At 24.6% G+C, this 20,357-nt stretch carries 31 protein-coding genes and 3 pseudogenes; 3 read left to right on the top strand and 31 right to left on the bottom strand.

What is annotated here, in order from left to right:
- Position 1 precedes the first annotated feature (1 nt).
- From EMELA_RS01870 to EMELA_RS01785, 24 genes and pseudogenes are all read right to left on the bottom strand, one after another.
- The gene (locus EMELA_RS01870) at positions 2-1,423 is read right to left on the bottom strand and encodes a sigma-70 family RNA polymerase sigma factor (RefSeq protein ID WP_028124226.1); all 1,422 of its coding nucleotides are present in this window, start codon (positions 1,421-1,423) and stop codon (positions 2-4) included.
- 16 nt (positions 1,424-1,439) lie between these two features.
- Positions 1,440-3,317 (bottom strand): DNA primase, encoded by a 1,878-nt coding sequence (gene dnaG / locus EMELA_RS01865; protein WP_028124227.1) that lies wholly within the window; start codon positions 3,315-3,317, stop codon positions 1,440-1,442.
- A 30-nt stretch (positions 3,318-3,347) separates the two neighbouring features.
- On the bottom strand, positions 3,348-4,703 hold the full coding sequence (locus EMELA_RS01860) for a glycine--tRNA ligase (protein WP_028124228.1): 1,356 nt from the start codon (positions 4,701-4,703) through the stop codon (positions 3,348-3,350).
- Between the two features lie 82 nt (positions 4,704-4,785).
- Entirely contained in the window at positions 4,786-5,595 is an 810-nt protein-coding gene (gene recO, locus EMELA_RS01855) for a DNA repair protein RecO (protein ID WP_051584604.1), read from the bottom strand.
- Positions 5,595-6,500: a GTPase Era gene (gene era / locus EMELA_RS01850; RefSeq protein ID WP_028124229.1), complete on the bottom strand. Its 906-nt coding sequence runs from the start codon at positions 6,498-6,500 to the stop codon at positions 5,595-5,597. The genes recO and era overlap by 1 nt, the downstream gene beginning before the upstream one ends.
- Positions 6,487-7,002, bottom strand: coding sequence for an rRNA maturation RNase YbeY (gene ybeY, locus EMELA_RS01845; RefSeq protein ID WP_028124230.1), 516 nt, complete (start codon positions 7,000-7,002; stop codon positions 6,487-6,489). Before ybeY ends, era begins: the two co-directional genes overlap by 14 nt.
- A gap of 33 nt (positions 7,003-7,035) precedes the next feature.
- Positions 7,036-7,254, bottom strand: coding sequence for a hypothetical protein (locus EMELA_RS04790; RefSeq protein ID WP_028124231.1), 219 nt, complete (start codon positions 7,252-7,254; stop codon positions 7,036-7,038).
- A gap of 940 nt (positions 7,255-8,194) precedes the next feature.
- Positions 8,195-8,677, bottom strand: a complete 483-nt coding sequence (locus EMELA_RS04785; protein WP_268875455.1) for a cysteine peptidase family C39 domain-containing protein — start codon at positions 8,675-8,677, stop codon at positions 8,195-8,197.
- Positions 8,678-8,685: 8 nt separating this feature from the next.
- Positions 8,686-8,814 (bottom strand): annotated as a pseudogene (locus EMELA_RS05320) (hypothetical protein); the annotation flags it as partial.
- Between the two features lie 74 nt (positions 8,815-8,888).
- Positions 8,889-9,434 carry a DJ-1 family glyoxalase III gene (locus EMELA_RS01835; RefSeq protein WP_028124233.1) on the bottom strand — a complete coding sequence of 182 codons (546 nt, stop codon included), beginning with the start codon at positions 9,432-9,434 and terminating at the stop codon, positions 8,889-8,891.
- A gap of 73 nt (positions 9,435-9,507) precedes the next feature.
- Entirely contained in the window at positions 9,508-9,738 is a 231-nt protein-coding gene (locus tag EMELA_RS04775) for an FtsX-like permease family protein (protein WP_169733540.1), read from the bottom strand.
- Positions 9,739-9,855: 117 nt separating this feature from the next.
- Positions 9,856-10,314, bottom strand: coding sequence for a DNA adenine methylase (locus tag EMELA_RS04770; RefSeq protein ID WP_232512905.1), 459 nt, complete (start codon positions 10,312-10,314; stop codon positions 9,856-9,858).
- Between the two features lie 160 nt (positions 10,315-10,474).
- The gene (locus tag EMELA_RS04480; protein ID WP_156932111.1) at positions 10,475-10,639 is read right to left on the bottom strand and encodes a DNA adenine methylase; all 165 of its coding nucleotides are present in this window, start codon (positions 10,637-10,639) and stop codon (positions 10,475-10,477) included.
- Positions 10,632-10,856: a hypothetical protein gene (locus EMELA_RS01825; RefSeq protein WP_028124236.1), complete on the bottom strand. Its 225-nt coding sequence runs from the start codon at positions 10,854-10,856 to the stop codon at positions 10,632-10,634. Before EMELA_RS01825 ends, EMELA_RS04480 begins: the two co-directional genes overlap by 8 nt.
- A gap of 63 nt (positions 10,857-10,919) precedes the next feature.
- Positions 10,920-11,561 carry a pentapeptide repeat-containing protein gene (locus tag EMELA_RS01820; protein ID WP_157844548.1) on the bottom strand — a complete coding sequence of 214 codons (642 nt, stop codon included), beginning with the start codon at positions 11,559-11,561 and terminating at the stop codon, positions 10,920-10,922.
- On the bottom strand, positions 11,539-11,760 hold the full coding sequence (locus EMELA_RS04475) for a hypothetical protein (RefSeq protein ID WP_028124238.1): 222 nt from the start codon (positions 11,758-11,760) through the stop codon (positions 11,539-11,541). The genes EMELA_RS01820 and EMELA_RS04475 overlap by 23 nt, the downstream gene beginning before the upstream one ends.
- Before the next feature lie 5 nt (positions 11,761-11,765).
- Positions 11,766-11,918 (bottom strand): hypothetical protein, encoded by a 153-nt coding sequence (locus tag EMELA_RS04470; protein WP_156932112.1) that lies wholly within the window; start codon positions 11,916-11,918, stop codon positions 11,766-11,768.
- A 539-nt stretch (positions 11,919-12,457) separates the two neighbouring features.
- The gene (locus EMELA_RS01815) at positions 12,458-12,667 is read right to left on the bottom strand and encodes a hypothetical protein (protein ID WP_100608972.1); all 210 of its coding nucleotides are present in this window, start codon (positions 12,665-12,667) and stop codon (positions 12,458-12,460) included.
- 38 nt (positions 12,668-12,705) lie between these two features.
- On the bottom strand, positions 12,706-12,888 hold the full coding sequence (locus EMELA_RS01810; RefSeq protein WP_100608971.1) for a DUF3850 domain-containing protein: 183 nt from the start codon (positions 12,886-12,888) through the stop codon (positions 12,706-12,708).
- Between the two features lie 4 nt (positions 12,889-12,892).
- The gene (locus EMELA_RS01805; protein WP_100608970.1) at positions 12,893-13,138 is read right to left on the bottom strand and encodes a hypothetical protein; all 246 of its coding nucleotides are present in this window, start codon (positions 13,136-13,138) and stop codon (positions 12,893-12,895) included.
- 17 nt (positions 13,139-13,155) lie between these two features.
- On the bottom strand, positions 13,156-13,596 hold the full coding sequence (locus EMELA_RS01800; RefSeq protein ID WP_100608969.1) for a hypothetical protein: 441 nt from the start codon (positions 13,594-13,596) through the stop codon (positions 13,156-13,158).
- Positions 13,597-13,620: 24 nt separating this feature from the next.
- Positions 13,621-14,169 carry an ATP-binding protein gene (locus EMELA_RS01795; RefSeq protein WP_100608968.1) on the bottom strand — a complete coding sequence of 183 codons (549 nt, stop codon included), beginning with the start codon at positions 14,167-14,169 and terminating at the stop codon, positions 13,621-13,623.
- A gap of 23 nt (positions 14,170-14,192) precedes the next feature.
- Positions 14,193-14,381 (bottom strand): hypothetical protein, encoded by a 189-nt coding sequence (locus tag EMELA_RS01790; protein ID WP_100608967.1) that lies wholly within the window; start codon positions 14,379-14,381, stop codon positions 14,193-14,195.
- Positions 14,356-14,628 carry a hypothetical protein gene (locus EMELA_RS01785; protein WP_100608966.1) on the bottom strand — a complete coding sequence of 91 codons (273 nt, stop codon included), beginning with the start codon at positions 14,626-14,628 and terminating at the stop codon, positions 14,356-14,358. The genes EMELA_RS01790 and EMELA_RS01785 overlap by 26 nt, the downstream gene beginning before the upstream one ends.
- Before the next feature lie 49 nt (positions 14,629-14,677).
- Here EMELA_RS01785 and EMELA_RS01780 point away from each other — a divergent pair, with 49 nt between their 5' ends.
- Positions 14,678-15,082, top strand: coding sequence for a hypothetical protein (locus EMELA_RS01780; RefSeq protein ID WP_157844547.1), 405 nt, complete (start codon positions 14,678-14,680; stop codon positions 15,080-15,082).
- On the opposite strand, the gene EMELA_RS01775 is transcribed toward EMELA_RS01780, so the two are convergent.
- From EMELA_RS01775 to EMELA_RS01740, 7 genes are all read right to left on the bottom strand, one after another.
- Positions 15,054-15,320 (bottom strand): hypothetical protein, encoded by a 267-nt coding sequence (locus EMELA_RS01775; RefSeq protein ID WP_100608964.1) that lies wholly within the window; start codon positions 15,318-15,320, stop codon positions 15,054-15,056. The genes EMELA_RS01780 and EMELA_RS01775 overlap by 29 nt on opposite strands.
- A gap of 15 nt (positions 15,321-15,335) precedes the next feature.
- On the bottom strand, positions 15,336-15,593 hold the full coding sequence (locus tag EMELA_RS01770; protein WP_157844546.1) for a hypothetical protein: 258 nt from the start codon (positions 15,591-15,593) through the stop codon (positions 15,336-15,338).
- A 5-nt stretch (positions 15,594-15,598) separates the two neighbouring features.
- The gene (locus EMELA_RS04465; RefSeq protein ID WP_157844545.1) at positions 15,599-15,748 is read right to left on the bottom strand and encodes a hypothetical protein; all 150 of its coding nucleotides are present in this window, start codon (positions 15,746-15,748) and stop codon (positions 15,599-15,601) included.
- Positions 15,749-16,051: 303 nt separating this feature from the next.
- Entirely contained in the window at positions 16,052-16,708 is a 657-nt protein-coding gene (locus tag EMELA_RS01760; RefSeq protein WP_100608961.1) for a hypothetical protein, read from the bottom strand.
- Positions 16,709-16,746: 38 nt separating this feature from the next.
- Positions 16,747-17,301 carry a relaxase MobL gene (gene mobL, locus EMELA_RS01755; RefSeq protein WP_100608960.1) on the bottom strand — a complete coding sequence of 185 codons (555 nt, stop codon included), beginning with the start codon at positions 17,299-17,301 and terminating at the stop codon, positions 16,747-16,749.
- Positions 17,302-17,645: 344 nt separating this feature from the next.
- A complete protein-coding gene (locus tag EMELA_RS01745; RefSeq protein WP_100608952.1) occupies positions 17,646-17,981 on the bottom strand; it encodes a hypothetical protein in 336 nt (111 codons plus the stop codon).
- On the bottom strand, positions 17,974-18,294 hold the full coding sequence (locus tag EMELA_RS01740) for a hypothetical protein (RefSeq protein WP_100608958.1): 321 nt from the start codon (positions 18,292-18,294) through the stop codon (positions 17,974-17,976). Before EMELA_RS01740 ends, EMELA_RS01745 begins: the two co-directional genes overlap by 8 nt.
- A 352-nt stretch (positions 18,295-18,646) precedes the next feature.
- On the opposite strand from EMELA_RS01740, the pseudogene EMELA_RS05315 reads away from it, so the two are divergent.
- Both EMELA_RS05315 and EMELA_RS01730 read left to right on the top strand, forming a co-directional pair.
- Positions 18,647-18,838: pseudogene (locus EMELA_RS05315) on the top strand (ATP-binding cassette domain-containing protein); the annotation flags it as partial.
- 772 nt (positions 18,839-19,610) lie between these two features.
- A pseudogene (locus EMELA_RS01730) lies at positions 19,611-20,354 on the top strand (ABC transporter ATP-binding protein); the annotation flags it as partial.
- Positions 20,355-20,357 lie beyond the last annotated feature (3 nt).

Genomic DNA, 20,357 nt, shown 5'->3' with positions numbered 1-20,357 from the left:
TTTATCCTTTATAGAATTCTTTTAAAACTTTACCTGATTTATTTGTATTAGTAGGCTGTTTTAATTTTCTTATAGTTTTAGCTTCAATTTGTCTAATTCTTTCTCTTGTAACATTTAGTTCTTTTCCAACTTCTTCTAAAGTTTTTGAATCTTCATATTTTAATAAGTGTTGTTGAATGATTTTGCTATCAACAGTTCTAATTTTTTCAACTGGTGTTTCTAAGTGAATATCTAATTTTTTAATTGCTTTAGCTAATTCTTCAGCAGTTTCATCATTACATTCTTCAGCTAATCTAATTAGTGTTCTAACTTTTGTTGGAACAATTCCATATCTCATACGAATAACTTTTTCTTCTCTAGCTGGCATATCTTCAAATACTTTATCAATTACTTCTCTTAAAATTTCTTTTTCAGTAAAGTCTGTTGGAGAAATCATATCTTTATCTTCAACGAAATCTCCAAAGTGAGTATCATCTTCATCACCAAATGGTTTTTCTAAACTAACAGGTTCTACAGCTATTTTTTTGATTTCAACAACTTTTTCAGCTATCATATCTCCACCCATTCTCTCAGCTACTTCTTGAGATGATGGTTCTCTTCCTAATTCTTGAGTTAATTGTCTTTCAATTCTAGATAGTTTGTTAATTGTTTCTACCATGTGAACTGGAATTCTAATAGTTCTAGCTTGATCAGCAATTGCTCTTGTAATTGCTTGACGAATTCATCATGTAGCATAAGTTGAGAATTTAAATCCTTTTTCATAATCAAATTTATCAACAGCCTTAATTAATCCAATATTTCCTTCTTCAATTAAATCAGCAAAGTCTAATCCTCTGTTTAAGTGTTTTCTTGCTACTGAAATAACTAATTTTAAGTTAGAAGTGATTAACATATCTCTTCCTTCTTTTCTTTCTTCAAGGTCTTCTGAATTTGCTAATTTTGCATAAACAATTTCTTGGTCTTTAGTTAAAATTTTAGTTTGCCCAATAGTTGAAAAGTATGTTTTAATTAAATCTTGAATTTTTGTTTCATTTGAAATAGAACCAACACGGTATTTAGTTGTACCGGCGTCTTTTGGTCGTCTGCCTGGTCCTTTTCTTTCACCAATTAATTCATCAGCATAAGCGTCATCATCTGATAATTCAACATCATCGTCAGTTTCAATTTCTTCATCAAGGTCAATGTCTTCATGAATATCAATATCATCAAGATCAGTAAATTGAATTCCTTTTGATTGTAAATCTTCTAATAATTTTTCATATTCATTATCAGTTGCATTTGCAAAGATTTTACTAAAACTCATTTGAACTTCTTCTGATGTTATTTCGTTATTATTACTTTTTGCATAATTAACAGTTGCATCATAAAAGTCTTCAATTGTTTTAATTTTTGCAATTTCTTTTTTATCCATGTATTTTTTCATATTTTACCTCTTTCATTTAGTTATTCTTATCATTAAAAATACTTAATCATTCTTCTCTTTTTTTAATTCTATCTGACAAAATATTCATTAAGTTTTCCCGATCTGCTTTGCTTAAGTTTTTAGCTTTTAACATTTCGTTTATTTCAATTATCTTTTTCTCATTTGAATACATTTTTAATTTTTCAAATGAATTTTCAATTAGTTTAGTTGAATCGACATTTGTTTTTTTGTGAACCATCAATGGATCATTTTCATATCATGCAATCTCTTCAAGATTTTCAGGTGTTGAATGTTTCGCCAACATTTCCTTTATTTCAACTTCACTGCAGTTAATATTTTCATCATAAGAATTAATGATTTGACTAATTAGTTTACCAAATTTCTTATGTGGAAAATTAACTTCACGAATTTTTTCTTTTATGAGTTCTAGGTTTTTATTAGATTTAATTAAATCAAAAAGAATTGTCTTTCCTGCTAGCTCATAAGCTTTTAGTGATGATAAAACATTAAAGTTTTGATTATTTTCTTTTTCTTGTTTTGGTTTAGGTTCAATAACCTTTTCTTTTACTTCTTGATTTGAATTTGTAAAAGTCATTGTTCTACTTCTTGTATGTTTTTTATAAAAATCAATAATTGACTCTTTTGATAAATTAGTTACTTTTTCTAGTTTATCAATTGAAGTTTCATAAAGTATTTGATTATTACAATTAATTACAAAAGTACAAACTTCTTTCATAAACTCTTCAACTGAATTAAAATCTTTTGGATCAACTTTATTTCATCGTTTATAAATAATATATTCAAGTGGGTTAGTTGCATTAGTGATCATTTGTTCAACTTCTGCTTTACGTCCTTGTTTTATTAATTCATCTGGGTCATTATTAGTTGGGTTATTTACGATTAAAACTTTTTGATTACTTGAAATTAAAGTTTGCGCTGCTTCAATGTTTCCTTTTATTCCAGGTTCATCACCGTCTAAAAACATTTTGACAGTTCCCTTAATTGTTTTAAATAAATTAACATGATATTGCGATAGCGCGGTTCCCATCAATGCTATTGTGTTATTAATTCCATTTTTATGCATACTTATAACATCCATGTAACCTTCTAAAATAATTATTTCTTTTTTAATTCTTGCTGATTTAATTGCTTCACTAAAGTTATATGCAATCTTTCTTTTTGAAAAGACTTTTGTTTCTTTAGTATTTAAATATTTAGGCCGATCAGAACCAGTTTCTATGATTCTTCCGCTAAATCCAATTAATTCCTTATTTTCATTTCTGATTGGGAATAAGATACGATCTTGAAAAATATCATACAATTTATTTCGCTCTTCATTATAAGAACCTAATCCAGCATCAACAATATCAGAAATATTAAATCCCTTGTTTAAAAGATGATCAACTAGACTATTAGTTTTTGATAAGTAACCAATTTCAAAAAATTGGATATCTTCATTTGTTATGTCTCTTGAATGTAAATATTTAACAGCTGGTTTTGCTTCATTGGATCTTAAATTCAATTTAAAGAAAGCAAGTGCTTCTTCATTTAATTTGTATAAGATAGCATCTTTATTTTGTTGCTGAGGAATATTACTTTGATATTTTGTTAAATCGTAGTTTATTAGACTTGATAGTTTTTTAATTGCATCTTGAAAACTAATATTATCAAAGTCTTTAATAAAATCTAATGCTGTTCCTGATACCTGACAAGAAAAACATTTAAAGAATTTTTTTTCAGGTGAAACTGACATTGAAGCATTTGAGTCTTGATGAAATGGACATAAACCTCAATAGTTTCTTCCTTTTTTAGAAAGAGTGACTCTTTCGCTAATTATAGAAACTATATCTGACTTTTGAATTATATCTTCAATAACTTCTTTTGGTATTAACATAAGCATCACTCCCTTTTCTAAAATTAGTAATTAAAATTTAGCTGTTAAAAAGACTTCAAGTTCATCTAGATTAACACGAACTTGTTCCATTGAATCTCTTTCACGAACTGTTACAGAATTTGTTTCTGGTGTATCAAAGTCAACAGTAATCACAAATGGAGTTCCAATTGCATCTTGTCTTCTGTATCGTTTTCCAACATTACCAGTTTCATCATAAATTACGTCAAAGTTTTCTAACAATTTTGTATATAAAGCTTGTGCTTCATCATTTTGTTGTTTTTGTAATGGCATAACTGCAACTTGGTATGGAGCTAAGTTATATGGTAATTTCATAACAATACGAGAATTGCCTTCACCCAAATCTTCTTCATGATAAGCTTGTCATAAAATTGCTAACATCATTCTTTCAACACCAACACTTGGCTCAATAACATGTGGTAAAACTTTTTGATTAGTTGTTGGATCTAAATAAGTTAAATCTTGCTTAGAAGCTTCTTGATGTGCATTTAAATCAAAGTTTCCTCTATGAGCAACACCTCATAATTCACCTCATCCAAATGGGAATTTAAATTCAATATCACTTGTTGCAGTTGAATAGTGTGCTAATTCATCTTTTTCATGATTTCTAACTCTATAATTTTCTTTAGATATTTTAACTTTATCTTGTAAAAAAGTTTCAACCTCATTTAATCAGTATGAAAATCAATCTTGTTCATCTGATGGATTAAAGAAAAACTCTAATTCCATTTGTTCAAATTCACGTGTTCTAAAAATAAAGTTACCTGGTGTAATTTCATTTCTAAATGATTTACCAATTTGCCCAATTCCAAAAGGTAGTTTTTTTCTTAAAGATCTTTGTGCATTTTTAAAGTTAATAAAAATACCTTGAGCTGTTTCTGGTCTTAAGTATACACTTGATGATTCGTCTTCTAAAACTCCTTGGTTAGTTTTAAACATTAAGGCAAATTTTCTAATTTGTGTAAAATCACATGCTTGACACTTAGGACATTTAATGTCTTTTGCTTTAATAAACTCTTCCATTTGAGCATCAGTCATAACACCTGCATTACTTTCATAATCAAACTCTTCAATTAATTTATCTGCTCTTCATCTACTATTACATTTTTTGCAATCAATTAATGGATCATTGAATCCATCAATGTGCCCACTTGCTTTTCAAACGCTTGAATTTAAAATAATTGAACTATCTAAACCGATGTTGTAAGGATTTTTTTTAACAAAATGATTTCATCACGCTTGTTTTAATTTATTCTTAACTTCTACACCTAATGGTCCAGAATCTCAAGAATTAGCTAATCCTCCATAGATTTCTGATCCTTGAAAAATAAACCCTTGAGATTTCAAATGAGCAATTAATTTTTCCATATTTTTTCTCCATTTTCTTATATATAAAAAATAACAAAAGTCAGCATTTGGCTGACATAAATCTATTTAATTATAAGTTATTTTAACTTTTAATACTATGATTTGTCAACACTTTATGAGTGTATTCTCAAAAGCTGTCTTCTTTATACACTTCTTTCTTTAAAATTTCATTTATTGGATATGAATATAACCCTAATTCATCAACATAATATTTTAAAATAAGTTTTGAAATAATGATTTCATATGAAACATTAATAGGAAATTTTTGAATAGTTAAAAATGTATTATTATCCATTCTTTGTAAGTATCTAATGAACTCAATTTCATGTTCTTCTTCATCTTCATGAACGCAATTAGGACAAAGAAAACCAAAATCATTTAAATCAAATTTTCGATATACTTTGCTTGATTTATTACATCTGTAACATTTCTTTAATTCTCAACTACCACCAAATTTGTTTAGTGAGTAGAATAAGAATCAAACCATATTTGAAAATGGATTAATTTCATCATTAATATTTTTGATAGCTACTTCTAGCATGTTAAAAAATTTAGTATCTTTTTCATAAAATAAATCTTCTTGTAAAATGATTGAAGCAATAATACTTGCAAATAAATAATTATTATAAGATTTAGTAATTTTGAAATTATCTCTAATTAAATTTCCAGTTTTTAATTTTGAAATTGATTTTGCTGTTCGTGATTTAAAAATTTCAAAATCTGATTCTGAAAATAAGTTTAATGAATAGTTATTTTTACTTGATGGTTTATTAGCTCCAAGCGCAATAAAACTTAGCTTACCGTATTTATCTGAGTAAACTGTTATTATCTTATCGTTTTCTTCATAATTTAAAGAATCTAAAACAATTGCCTTAATTTTAACTTCATTCATTAATATTTGTCCTTGTCATATCCCATCTTTTTAATTAAACTTGGTGAATTTCTTCAGTTTTCTTGAACTTTTACAAATAATTCAAGATTTACATCTTTATCAAAAAGCTCTTTTATTTGTTTACGTGATTTATATTTAATATCACTAATCTTTTTACCTTGATGACCAATAATAATTCCTTTTTGAGATTTTCTTTCAACAATAATTGAAGCTACAATACTAATTTCATCTTCCGTTTCTTCTAATTCATCAACTAATATAGCTACTGAGTGTGGAACTTCTTGTCCTGCTTTTAACAATACGCTTTCACGAATAATTTCACGAATAGCAAAACGGTTAGGTTGATCAGTAATTGATTCTTCATCATAAAAGTAGTGACCTGTTTCAGGTAAGAATTCAACAATTGTTTCAATTAATTTTTCAATGTTTATATTTTCAGTTGATGAAGTGATAATTATTTCATCAAAGATTTGTTCATATGTATTTCATTCAGTAGCTTTTAAAAATAACTTTTCTTTACTTAGAGTATCAGCTTTTGAAATTACAAGAATTTTTTTAACATCTGTTTTTTTAGATAATTGATTTAGTATAAATAAATCATTTTTACCAATTGTTTCATCAGCTGGTGCCATAAATAAAATAACATCAACATCTTTCATGCTTCGCATTGCACTTGAATTCATAAATCTGTCTATTTGATTTTTTGAAGTATGAATTCCTGGAGTATCAACAAAAATTAATTGATAGTCTTCCTTTGTTAAAATTCCTCTAATGTTATTTCTTGTTGTTTGTGCCTTATTTGTAACGATTGATATTTTATGTCCAATAATTCTATTTAATAAAGTTGATTTACCTACATTTGGTCTACCAACTATTGATATAAAACCTGATTTAATTTTGCTCATTGTGTTCCTCTATTTCATTGTAATCTTCTTCTGTAAATTTAATTGTGTAGTTAATGTTGTTTAGTTTAAGAATATCATCTTGAATTAAAAACATTTCTGCTTCATCTTTTTCATTTGTTTCATGATCATATCCTAATAAATGTAAAAAGCCATGTGTAAATAAAAATCCCATTTCTTCTTTTAGTGTATGTTCATATTTAATGCTTTTTCGTTCAGCTTCTTCTATACATACAAATATATCACCAATTTCTTGATATCCTAATGCCTTTATTTCTTGAGATGACATTTCAATTGGAAATGATGTCACATCTGGAATATATGAATGGTTTGTGTATTCTATGTTAATTTGTTTAGCTCGTTCACTATCTAAAAAAGTAATTGATAAATTAAATTGATTTTTCAATTTTAAATATTTAGCAGCAGAAGTAATAATTTCTTGCGCTAACGTTTCTCATTGCTTTGTTTTAAGTTTAGTTTCATTTACAAAATCAATATTTACCATGCTTGTTCCTTTATTTACTTTAATATATTAATTTTAAGATAAAATTACAAATTTATCATTATTTAATTTTGCAAAAATGTTTAAAATAGAAGTAATTTCATTAATATTTAAGATTTGAAAATTATTTTTAATCATGATTACTTTTTTATTAATAAAAAAGATTCATAAAAGTTTAATAATTTCTTTTTCTATTTGTGTATTTGATTCAGGTTTTATTAACTTTGTGATATTTATATTGTATTTTTCCAACATATTTTTAACTTCATTTAAATTAAAGATGTTTACACTTGAAAAGTTTGATATTGCGATGTTTTGATAGATTGTTCAAACTTAATTTTAAAATCATTTAAATAATATATCTGTTGTCTTATATTTGAATCTTTTAATTTACTAATATTTTTATTGTTAACATAAACGTTAATCTCCACATCTTGTTTTGTTTTTTTTTATATTGCCTAAATCTATTTTAGAATCAATTAAGTTAACTCCTTGATGCATAATTAACTCTTCACTGTCTGCTAAGCAAATTTTAATTTCTTTAATTTCTTCATTTAAGTTTATTCATTTAACTTAAAAAACATCTTATCAAATTTAATTAAGATTGTTTTATACTTACCAAATCATGTTATTGTTTGAGCAAGATTAAATACATTAACTTTACTAAAGTTCTTTAATAATAAAATAAAAAAACATAGAAAAATCAAAACTACCAGTTTTTAAAAGTGATCAAGAAATTATGTAAATCACAATTAATGATAACCTATCTCAAATTTTAATCACATTCCAATTAAAATCATACCCTACTTGCTCATCTGCTAATTTTAGCATTCTTTCATAATTTTGTAATTCTGTACCTTCATTTTTAATTTGCTCAATTGTGTTTAAAAATATAAATCAATCTTTATCTTTATTCTCAAAATCATGTTTAATGAATGTATTTAAACTAAAACTAATAAATATATAAAGTAAATCAGCAATTAGAATGATTAAGAATAGCTGTTTTAAAATAAAATATATAAAAACTAAACTTACTAGTTCAGCTACCAGAGTAGCAACACTACTAATTAATCGATAGTTTTTAAACTTTTAAACCGAAATTATTTCTTGATAAAAATTAAAAAATCAGAACTATTTTTCTTTTCAATTAAAGATAAAAAATCATTCAATAGTTTTGCTTTTCTTTTTTATAACTTTAATTTAAAACACTGTTTGATAATGTCTTGCATAAGATGCTGAGGACTAAAATAATAATCAAGAATAAGTACAACAATTCTTGCTGCTTTTCATTTACTAATAAATTAAAAAACATTTTTAAAAATTGAGTATCAATAATAAATAATAATATTAAAATTAAATTTAATAAGATAAAGTAAACAAAACTAAAATTAACAAGACTTTTGAGTTTAGTCAGTTTAAAATTAAAACTTTGTTTAAACTTTTTGAAATTTGGTTTAAACAACAACACATTACCATTAAAAGTAAGCAAAAAGTTTTTAATAATTGTAGTTTGCTTTTTATTTTTACTTGGGTCATAAACAATAATTTGATCTTTTTCTATTTGTTTAACAACAACAAAGTGTAACATACCTTCTTCGTTAATAACTTGTGCTAAAAATGGTGTTTTGTTTTTTAGTTCATCAAAATCTTGATCAACTCTAAATGCTTCACCTTTTAAATAGAAATTTATAGGTAATCAATTAAGTCATAAAAGCTTAATTTATCATTATCAATTGATAAGTAGAATTTTATTTGTTGTAAATCAATTTGATAATTGTAAAAGTGATTAATTAACATTGCCAAACAAGCAACACTACAATCTTGATATGAAGTTTATTTAATAAGTTTCAAAAAAAATTACCTCACTATATGTTAGTAAGGTGTTTTTCTTAAATAATTACAAGTTGTGCTTTAATTTTTGCTTTTTGTTCTGTTCCTTGTAGATATTCAATAATATTAAGTGCAAATGGAACTACTGTTCCAATACTTGTTCCAGTTACAATATTTTGATCAATGATACTGCTTGTTTCTTGAATTATTGCTTTATCTAAAAAATGATTTGTTGAAGGAAATTTAACAACTTTAATTCCATCAACAATACCAGCTTGGCCTAAGATTTGTGGTGCTGCACAAATTGCACTAACCATTTTTTGTTTAGCATTAAATGCTTTCACAATGTTTAATAATTTTTCATTACCAAATAAATCATTTACTCCAGGTCCACCAGGAATAATAATTCCATCATACTCATCAACATTTAATTGTGCTAATTTGTATTCTGTTTTTATAATTATTTGATGAGAACCCTCTTGAAAATCAGCATCATCAATACTATAAATATCAACTTTAATATCTGATCTTCTTAAAACATCAATTGTTACAATTGCTTCTGATTCCTCAAAATTTTTATGTAAAATAATTGCTACTCTTTTCATAATAACTCCTTTTAATCGTTTGTTTCATTTAATAATCCTGCTGGATCACCGTTTCTAATCTTTTTTGTAATAACTAATAAACTACCAAAGAAGGCAGTTCAATAATAATTGCTGAAACAATAAATGGTCATCATGTAATTGCCATCGGAATAGCTAAACCATAAAATGCCAGAACATAAGAAACTGATGACATTGCAGCTGTTGCTAGTAATGTAGATATAATCCATGCAACAATTGATAATACACTAATAACTCCAAATGAATATTTCTGAATTTTTCAGTTTGAATATCCAAATGACTTCATTAATATCATAAACCTTTCAAGTGAAGCTATGTATATATCTCCGATTAACATAATTAATAATGATGCTGTAATTATAACAATAATAACGAAGAATGCGCCTAATACAATCCCTAATTTCTAATAATTTTTAATAAATAATTCTTTTCCAGTTTTACAAATTTTATTGCCTTTTGTATTTGAACTTGTATATTTTCATTCTTTTTCAACAATAATATAATCTTTGAACATTTCCTTTATTTCTGAGCAATTATCTAAACTAATTAAAAATAATTGTCCTCTGTCATTTAAATAATCAATAAAGAACTTAAATGATGTTCAATCATTGTGAGTAAATTTATGTTTATGTGGTTTGCCTTTATTAGCAAAATACGGCGGATCAAAATAATAAAATGATTCATAAATAAAACATTGCATTCAATAATTTTGATTATTAAACTTAACTTTATCTTTATTTTTTAGTAATAATTCTTTACATTTTAAAATTCTTTCTCATTTATTAATATTTCAATTTTGCTCTAATCTTAATTGCGTTCAAGTTCCTTTTGCTTGACCATTAAAAGTTAAATTATTATTCATCAAATAATTCATAGTTCCGTCTTGAACTATAACATTGTTTAATATACCTATTTCCTTAACATTAGGATAAAATCAATGTTTAAAGCTTTTAATATCCAATTGAGTTAAATGTATTCAAAATGCTATTAAATCTTGATCTATGTCATTAAAAATATAGTTACTAAATAAATTTTTCTCTTAAAGCATTTAATCCAACAGAACCACCTCCAAAAAATGGCTCAACATATTGTAGATGTTTTGTTTCTTTTGGGAATAGTTCTTTAATTAAATTTCATTGTTTAGATTTTCCACCAGGTCAAGTTAATGGGCTTATAAATTTACTCATTTTGTATACCTACACAAGTTAAACATTTTAATTCTTTGTGAGCTCTATGATCACTATGTTGAACTCATTCTTCTTTTTCTAGAAGTGTTATGTTACGAACAATATTAGTTTTAAAAAATTTCTTTTTAATTTTTTCAGATAAGCAATATTGAATGCATACTCATTTGCTATTTTCTCTAGCTAAAGGTAATACTTTTTTACATATTTCGCATTGCATTATAAAACCTGACCTTCTTCAAGTTCAATATCTTCATTAACTTTAAATTCATTTTGAATTTGTTTAAACAAATCATATGTTTCATAATTTTTTACGCCATATATCAGCATTGTTTAAATTTATATTTTCAAAAACACATTTTTCAAAAGTACTATCTTCTAATTTTGCAAAACTAAAATCAGTATTTATAAATTTGCAATTCTTAAATCCAACACCAAACTTATCTCCACTTGATGTATCTAAACCGATAAGTTTTGAATTTGAAAAATCACAATTTTCAAAATAAGCATCATTAACATTTATAGTTTGTAAGCTAGAAAAACATCCACTAAAATTACAATTGGTGAAAGATGAATTAAGATCTAAATCCTTTATATCAATATTTGAAAAATCAAAATTTTTAAATTGCTTTTCATTAAATTCTTCATCATAATAAAATTGATTTTTATTTTGTTCTTCTAAAATATTATTTTTTTTAAGCTCTAATTCTAGTTTATGTTGTTCAATTTTAAAATGTAAGTTTTGGTATTGCGCAGGTCTTGATAAACCTTTATTATATAAATTAATTAAATGTCTAATGTAATTTCTTTGAAACTCTCCAACGCTCCCAGCTGCTGGCTTAAAATTTTCTGCATAATTTAATTTTAGGTTCAGCTCTTTGTTCGATAATTTGATTTCTTTTTTAGTCATTTTTGTTGTCCTCATATTCACACTCTTCATTACAATATTGTTCATCATCATAACATTGTTTACAAATAATTTCTCCACAATATCTGCATTCATCTGGTGTTGAACTATATTCTTGTTGATAATCTCCACCATTACCCAGTCCATATTCACTACATAAAGTAATATGCCCACTATCACATTCCATAATAGTTGCATCATAAGTTTTTATCGCCATATTCCCTATTCTCCTTTTACATATATTTTTAATATTTCATCTTGTGAAACAGTGCTACCAATAAAAAGTTCATCACTGAAACTTTCTTCTTCAATTTCATAAGTTGTAATATTTTCATCTTTGCTTTCATTTATTATGTATAAAATTCTTGTCGCCATTATTCTATTCTCCTTTTAATAATTCTTTAAATATTGCTTCTAAAACTTGCACTCTCTACATTGTTTGACTTCTTTACTATTTAAACCATTAATTCGATTAATCATGTGTTAATAAATTTAATTCAAATTTTAAACCTTGTATAAAATTAAATAACTCTGTTACATTTCCATCTTTTATGAATGTTATAGTAAATCCATCTTTTCTTTGTATATAATAAAGGATTACTTCCTACTAATTGTAGATCCAAGTTATTTTCCTCTACTAATTTGTTAAATTCTTTAATTTGTTCTTTCATTTCTTTTTCCTTCTTTAGCTATAATCTTTTGAATCATGTTCACATTGTTTTGAACAATATTCTTCATTTTTATCTGCATTATTTTCGCATTGTGGACATATCTGATTACCACATAATTTACAAGTGTCAATATGAGTTGTATCTATCTGTTCTCATCCTTCACTTTTACCTAAACCATACTCGCTTCATAAGGTTGTATGTCCGCTGTCACATTCAGTTATAATTGCTTCAAATTCTTTCGTATTACTCCTTTATAATTTCAACATCATATCAATAAAAAGGTTTATTATCTTTTGTATATTCTATTAAGAACTTATCAACATTAATTAACATTAACATTTCTTTATTTTCTTCAATAGAAAGTTTAGCATAACCTCCAAGATTTAAAATTCAATTTAATCTTTGGTTTATTTTTCTTACTATCTCATAAACACTTAAATCTTTTTTAGTCATTTTAACTGTTAATCTATCACTTATGCAGTCATCAGTGATTATAGGACAATTTGCATAATCACAATATCTCTATTTGTAATATCATTTGAGCATATATGCTCTATAACTACTAATTCATTTATTCCTTCAAGATTTGGGTCTTTTCTTAATTCAAAAGTTTTAATTCCACTTTCTACTAAATCAAAAAACTCTTGTAGTATTTTAATTTGTTTCTTTTGCATTGGGTTATTCCTTTTTTTCTATATATTTGTCTTTTATTTTTAAAATCATAGGCATATAAATTACTGCTTCATGGAATTCACAATGCTTAACATCTGCAGTTGTAAAATATCCAGGACAACAATGTTCTTTAAATTTACATAAAGGACATGATTTCATTTCTAATTCAATTATTTCTTTGCATTCTAAACATTGCATTACGTATAAAGGTTTATTTCCCATTCAAACAATTTTATAAGTTGGTATATTCATATTTTTTACCTCTGTTTTTAAAAATTTGAATTAATATTGACTAATTGTATTTGCACTTGTTTTAAAAGAAATGCAAGTAGCAAATAAAACAATATTCAGAATAAAGTAATACCACTTGATTTAATTAAGTCTTTTCATTTTTTTGCATTTTTATCTTCAGATGCATATAGTTTTAATAAACTCATTAAAAACTTAAAGTAAGAGAAAAGTAAAACTATTCCCAAAAGTACTCAAATTAATAACATAAAATATTTAATTATAATAATGTTGTTGGCTTCTTCTGCTAAAGGTTGGTCTAAGAGATAAATAGTAATAAAATAAATTGGCACACTAGTAATTCCACAATACAAAATTGTTAAAATTGTAAGTACAAATGCTACTGGTGTAATTTCTAATTTTTTATCCCTAGAAAATGGTTTCCCTGATATTCAGCCTAGTAGAAAATGTAATATATTCATTTCTTATTCTCCTATTCTTTTTTATTAGACTCTTAAACTTTCATTGTCAAAATTAACATGTGTAAAGGTTTTTAGCCTATCAGCAATTCTTTGATTTTGAGTTAAATCAATTTTTTTCATTTTATTTTGTAAATCATTTAATGATAAATTTGTAGTTATAATTGTTTTTAATTTTTTATCCATTCGCATATCAATTATTTCCAACAATATTTCTAATTGTATTAGAGTTAGAGCACTTGAACCTATATCATCAATAATCAAAAGTTGAGTTAAAATTGTTTTACTTTTTTCAAACATAAAAGTTTGTTCATTAAATTGTCTTCAAAAATATGATCATTTAACAAACATTCCTAGTTCTTCAAGTTTTCTTGAATTAAATGTTTTTCCAGCTCCAACATTTTCATAAACATAAAAGTTTGGCATTGTTTTTAAGTTTTTATAACCATTTTGTATAGCTACTTCGTACTCTCTGCCGTTTTTAACAATTTTTGTAAAGTGTGGATTTGTTTTATCCTTTTTAAGTTGTTTTACTAAATTATCGATATGACTTATGTATTTTTTTAGATAAGACATACAGTGGTTTTATATTTTCCATTTTATTTCACCATTAAAGTTATTTCAGCACTCTTATAAGATTTACAAGAAACTATTTTAATAACTTCTTTTTCTAATAATTTTTTATCTATTTTATTTGTATGATTTAAAATTGATTCTTGTTTTTTAACATCGAAAAAATCAATTTTTACATTGTCTATTGTTTTATCTTTTTTGATTTCTTTTGACATCAACTTCCTCCTTTTGTTCGATCATTTTGATTTCTATTTTTGTAATGTTCTGATACGTTGAGCATTCTTCTTTTTTAACCACCATAGTTTTACCTAGTGGTGTAAATACACAATCATATTCATTCATGGATTTTAATAAGTGTGCGTACACTGTATTTATTAAGCCTTTAGCTTTGCGTTGGCTTATATTGTGTTTAGTTGCAAAGTCTTTTATATATTCTGTTTTGGTTAATTTTGTGATAAACATCATCTCCTATTTGTATTGGTATAATGATTATGGAAAAGAGAATATTATTATGTATTGAATTTTTTTAGAGAAAATACTTTCAATGATGTACATACCAATTCTTATATCTATTGGTTTCATTATTTTAATAGGATTGATTTACTGGCTAAGTAATAAATATGATTGACCAATAGAGACCTGATCTTTGGAATTATTTAAAAAACAAATTATAGTATTTTTCACTGTTTGAGGAATAAATATTTTCATTATTTTAGCAATCGGTTTCTTAGGTTTATATACCCTTGCTTGAAATGATGATTTCCTTGTTAAGCTTTATAATTTTTCATTAAAACTTTTAACCGAAGTTATGACCACAATAATAATTGCAATTGGATATATTCAACTAAATGTTTTTGGTGGTTGAAATATGTATTTATCTTTCAAAATTAAATCTGAGTTAAAAAACCAATCATAACTAAGACATTAACCAGAAGAACGTTTGCAGAAAATATAATTAAATATATTTCGAAGAGTTTTTTAAACTCTTTTTTATTTTTAGTTTTGATGTCATTCCTATCTGTTGAAAAATCTTTTTCTTTTGACTCTTTTTTAAAAAATCTATATTTATTGATAGCTAATATTCCAAGAATTATTGAAAACACAATCGAAAGAACAATTAAACAAATTATTGATATCGTCATTGATCCGCTCATTCTTTTCTCCTTTCATTAATCATTTTTTATATAAAATTTTGACGTATAAATTTTTCTTTCTTGTTCTTGTTCAATAAAATATTTAATGATTGATTCGCCACTTAACTGATATATTTCTTTAACGTCGCCTTGAATATTTTTATATACACTATATTTTTTAAGTGGATCAATAGTTAATTTTCATGATTTATTATTTGTCTTAGCTTCTCATTCAAGTTCTTGCATTTGACAATAATACTCACTAACATTTATTCAACAAAAATTTTCAGACATGGGTATTAATGATGAAGGGATTTTAACTGAAAAAACTTTAATTTTTTTTCCTTACCTGTTTCATTATCAAATGTTTTTGTAATTTTAAAAGTGTTTTTTAAATGCACTGTTTTGATGTTTAATATCACTTGACCGTTAGTTTTAATAAATGCCATAGATCTCCTTAATTAAAAAGTTTGTTATTTGTTAATTTATTGTAATCAATTGTTCTTTGTAATAAATTTGCGTTTTTTTTGCCTGTAAATAATATTTATTAATTACATTATTAACTTGATAATTTATTTTGTTTTGCTTTCACTTTTCCTCAGAATAATCTTTTTTAGTAAAATCAAGTTTATTTTTTATATTATTGAAATTCCTTTGTTTTGCTTTTGCATTATCGTATTCTTTCAATTCTTGAATTAATATGTTTGCTAAATTAGGTATTATTCCTTGAAAATTATTATTTTCATCTTTGCTTAAAATATTTTTATTAAAAAACTGATTTTTTTAAATTTTAAAAATTCCTTTTCGTCATCTAAATTGAAATTATAATCTCAACCTTTTTCTTCATTTGTTAAATCAAAATTCTTAATATTATCAATTTCACTATACTCATTTTTATAAGTTTTCAAAAAACGCTTAAACTCTTGTTTAGCATAAACTGTATTTTCTTTTTGAAATTCATCAAACGATGATTTTAATTCTGGTACTGAATCAATAAATGTATAAGTTAAATTAACTATTTCTTTTCTTGTTTTATGACTAAGTTTTTTAGAACCAAAAGTTAAATTAAAATTCTCTGAAGAAATTTTTTTAATTTTATTACTCAGTTTATTAATCACTTTATTAGGTAATTGAGTAGAATTTACTAAATCATCAAAAACTTTTTTGTAATCAAGTAAATTTAAATTATATTGTTCTCTGACATTGTCTTTACTTTTAAATAAATCATCAAATGTTTGTTTTGTTGTTTTTATAGAATGAGTTATATTTAGTTCTAAATCTCTTATTGAATTTTTGTCCAGTTTTCCCATTTTTCTAAATTCTTTTTCATTTCCATTTCATTTTGTTGGAACTTTTTCAAAGAAAGAAAAATGAAAATGTGTATTGTCTGTATTTTTATGAAAAGCCAAAACAGTTTCCATTTGTTTAATGTTAAAATCATTAAATTTTAAAAAAATTCTTTTAAGTTATTTGAAACAATTTTATGAAATTCATGTCCATTGTAAATTTGTTGCTTCTCCATGAAATCATTAGAAAAAGAAATAACACCTGATCAAACAATTTGGTTATCAGCATCAATTTTTTTAAACGCCTGTTTTTTTCAATATAAAGCTTTCTTACTTATTTCACCGTTTAGATCATAAAGACCAGTTTTATATTTCTTTTGTGCAGTAATTTCACTTAATGCTAAATAATAATCTTTAAAACTTTTTTTCCTTGTTGTTTTAATTAAATCTTTTTTATCATCTAAATCTAGAGTACCCAATAAACTGTTTAATTCATTAATTTCTTCTTTGAATTTAATTTCAGCTTGTTTCTTTTTTTCACTTAACAAAGCAATTTCTTCTTTTGTGAAATCAATTTTCATTACAGCTTCGTCTCTGGAAATATAATTTAAATATTCACCTGACTTATATCAATTTGCTTTTTTACTTATTTTTGGTATTCCATTTGAAACATATTTTATATCAACTAACGTAGGATAATTTTTAATAATGATCACCTCACGTGATTTGGGAAATATCCTTAATACCTTTAACTTTATATACAAACTTATTATTTTCTAATATATTTCCACTTGTTAAATTTTTGTAAAATATATTTGACTTGAAATAAATATGTTTAAAAGTTTTGGGAAAGAATAAATTTTTTGTAAATGAGCATTCAATAAATCTTATCTTTCTTCATTCAGAATCAAACTCAAATATGCAACTTTGAAATTTACAATTTTTAAATTTGACTTTTGAAAATTCAGCAGAAAAAGTAATATTTCTAAATACACAATTTATAAAAATAGAATTATATATTTTCTTGTCGTGTAAATAAGCATTTTTAAATAGTTTATTTTTAACTATCAAATTGCCTTTTATTGATTTCATTACTTTTCCTTTCTTTAGTTTTGACATTTTTATTTTTAATATAACGAAGAACAAATTTAGTTTCATCGTTACCATTTGCAGAAATAATTTGTTTTAAAATTCAGTAGTGATCATGTTCAAGAACAGTTAAATTTTTTATGGGTTTTTCAATATTATATTTTTTATAGTAAATACTTGAACTAATAATTTCCTTATTCAATTGATCACAAATTCTATAAATAGTTTCAAAAGTATATTTTCTAATTAAAGTTTCTAGGCTATGATAATCTTTTGTACTTAAAGGATATAAATATTTTTTACTCATCAGCATCCTTTATATCAACCAAGTAAAATTTATAGGATATATCCGATTCTTGTAAATATTTGTTTTTTTTATTTGGTCAAAAATTTATTGAAATAGATATATTATCTCTTTTTCCATCATTTCATAGCTTTCAAGCCTTATCTATTGTTTCTTTATCTTTTGTAAAACTTCAGAAGTAGTCCATTTTTGTATTTACTTCTTTCTTTCTAAATTTAATTTTTATTCACTTACTATTTTTATTAAATGTAGAATCTGAAAATATTATTTCTTCAATCTTAATATTTGTAAGAAATATTGTTGAATCTATATTCATAAATTATTTAAATATCCTTTCTTAAACTTAATTTAGTTAACATAGATAATAAATTTATATAAATATATAAGATATAGAGATATATATAGATATATAGATATATATAGTAAAAACCTAATTTAACAGAAATATTAAATCAGGCTCTCAAGAGTATTTTGCATGTATACAAAAATAGAGGACACTAATTATCTATGTCAATTAACAAATAAAAAAGTGGGGAATGCCCACTTTTTATAGACCCCCCAACTTTGTTTTACTCCCAAATTTTTATTTTTATCCATGTTCTACCTCGATGTTAGTTTCATACTAAATATATTTAATCATTTTATCAAATCTATAAAAAAAGGAGAAAATTATAAAAAACAAAATTTTATCAGTAAGAAATTTAGAAGTTAAATTTAGAGTTAGAAGTCGTGTTTTAACAGCAATTAGAAATGTTTCTTTTGATTTATACGATGGTGAGATTTTAGCTTTAGTAGGTGAATCTGGATTAGGTAAATCTGTAATTACTAAGACTTTTACTGGAATGATTAAAAGTAATGGTTAAATTAGTGATGGTTCAATTATTTATAAACCAAATCAAAAAAACAAAGGATGATGCACAAGCCTTCTTTAAAAAACCAATTAATATTGTTGAAATCTAAAATTCTGTTATTGAAAAAAGCGTTATTAAGTTTATTACTAAGACTAATTCAAATAAAATCAAAAAATTAAATAAAGATATAAAAAAAATTTTAAAATTAAATCCTTTAGAAAAAACTGATGATATTATTAAACAAAATTTAGAACAAATTGATTTAAAAATTAATAAGGTAGTAGAAAAAAATTGAGATTGCAAAACCAAAATCTATTGAATTTACAAAAAGAAAAGATGCACAAAAATTATCTAAATTAGAAAAAGAGTTAAACAATTTAAGCTTTAAAAAACGCATAATTCTTGAAGATGATTTAAGAAATGAAGGAATAAAAAAATTAGAAAAAGTAATATTACAAATTAATATTGAAACAAAAAAAGTTAAAGCATTGTCTATGTCAGAGTTAGCTATTATTAAAAAAATAATTCCAGTTATTGAAAGCAATATTCAAAATTAAACTACTTTTTCTTCTGAACTTATAGAAGAAATTAACACTAATTTTGCTGAAAAAATATATACTTTAAGATTTGAAAAAGAATTAAAAGTAATTTTTGATCAAATTGCAAAAGACAAAAAAATTAGTGCTAAAAATGAAGAACACTTTTCAAATTTAATAGAAGATTGAAGAATTGTTTAAGCTCCTGTTATAAAAACAAAAAACGTTGGTAATAAAGCATTCATGAAGTTAGAGAAAAAACTATTGCTACAATTTTTCAAGATCCTATGATTTCTTTAAACTCATTATTAACTGTTGGTTTCCAATTAACTGAAGTCCTTAAAAGATAATTAAAATTAAGTAAAGAAGAATCTAAAAAAGAAGCAATTAAGTTATTAGAACAAGTTGGGATTCCAAATGCGGAACAAAGATTTAAAGATATTACTGGTAAATATTCAAGAGGGATGAGACAAAGGGTTGTTGTTGCAATTGCTTTAGCTTATAGAACTAAAATCTTAATTTGTGATGAGCCAACAACAGCACTTGATGTTACTATTCAAGCACAAATCTTAAAACTGATTAAAAGGTTACAAAAAGAATATAATTTCTTTGTTATTTTTATTACTCACGACTTAAGAGTTATTGCAAATATTGCTGATACAGTCGCTGTTATGTATGCTGGTCAAATCATTGAAATTGGAACAACAGAAGAAATCTTTGAAGATGCTAAACATCCATATACATGAGCGTTTTTACTATCACTTCCACAACTTGGTGTTAAAGGTAAAAAATTATATTCTATTCCTGAAACTCCACCAAACTTATTTAATGAAATTAAAGGTGATGCATTTGCACTAAGAAATAAATATGCATTAAAAATTGATTATATGTATGAACCACGAATGTTCAAAGTTACTGAAACACATTATGCAAAAACTTGATTATTAAATGAATACGCAGATAAAGATATTAACCCAAAAAAAGGATAACTA

The organism is Mesoplasma melaleucae, assembly GCF_002804105.1.
GTDB classification, from domain to species: domain Bacteria; phylum Bacillota_I; class Bacilli_A; order Mycoplasmatales; family Mycoplasmataceae; genus Mesoplasma; species Mesoplasma melaleucae.
This window is presented reverse-complemented; position numbering and strand designations above follow the sequence as displayed.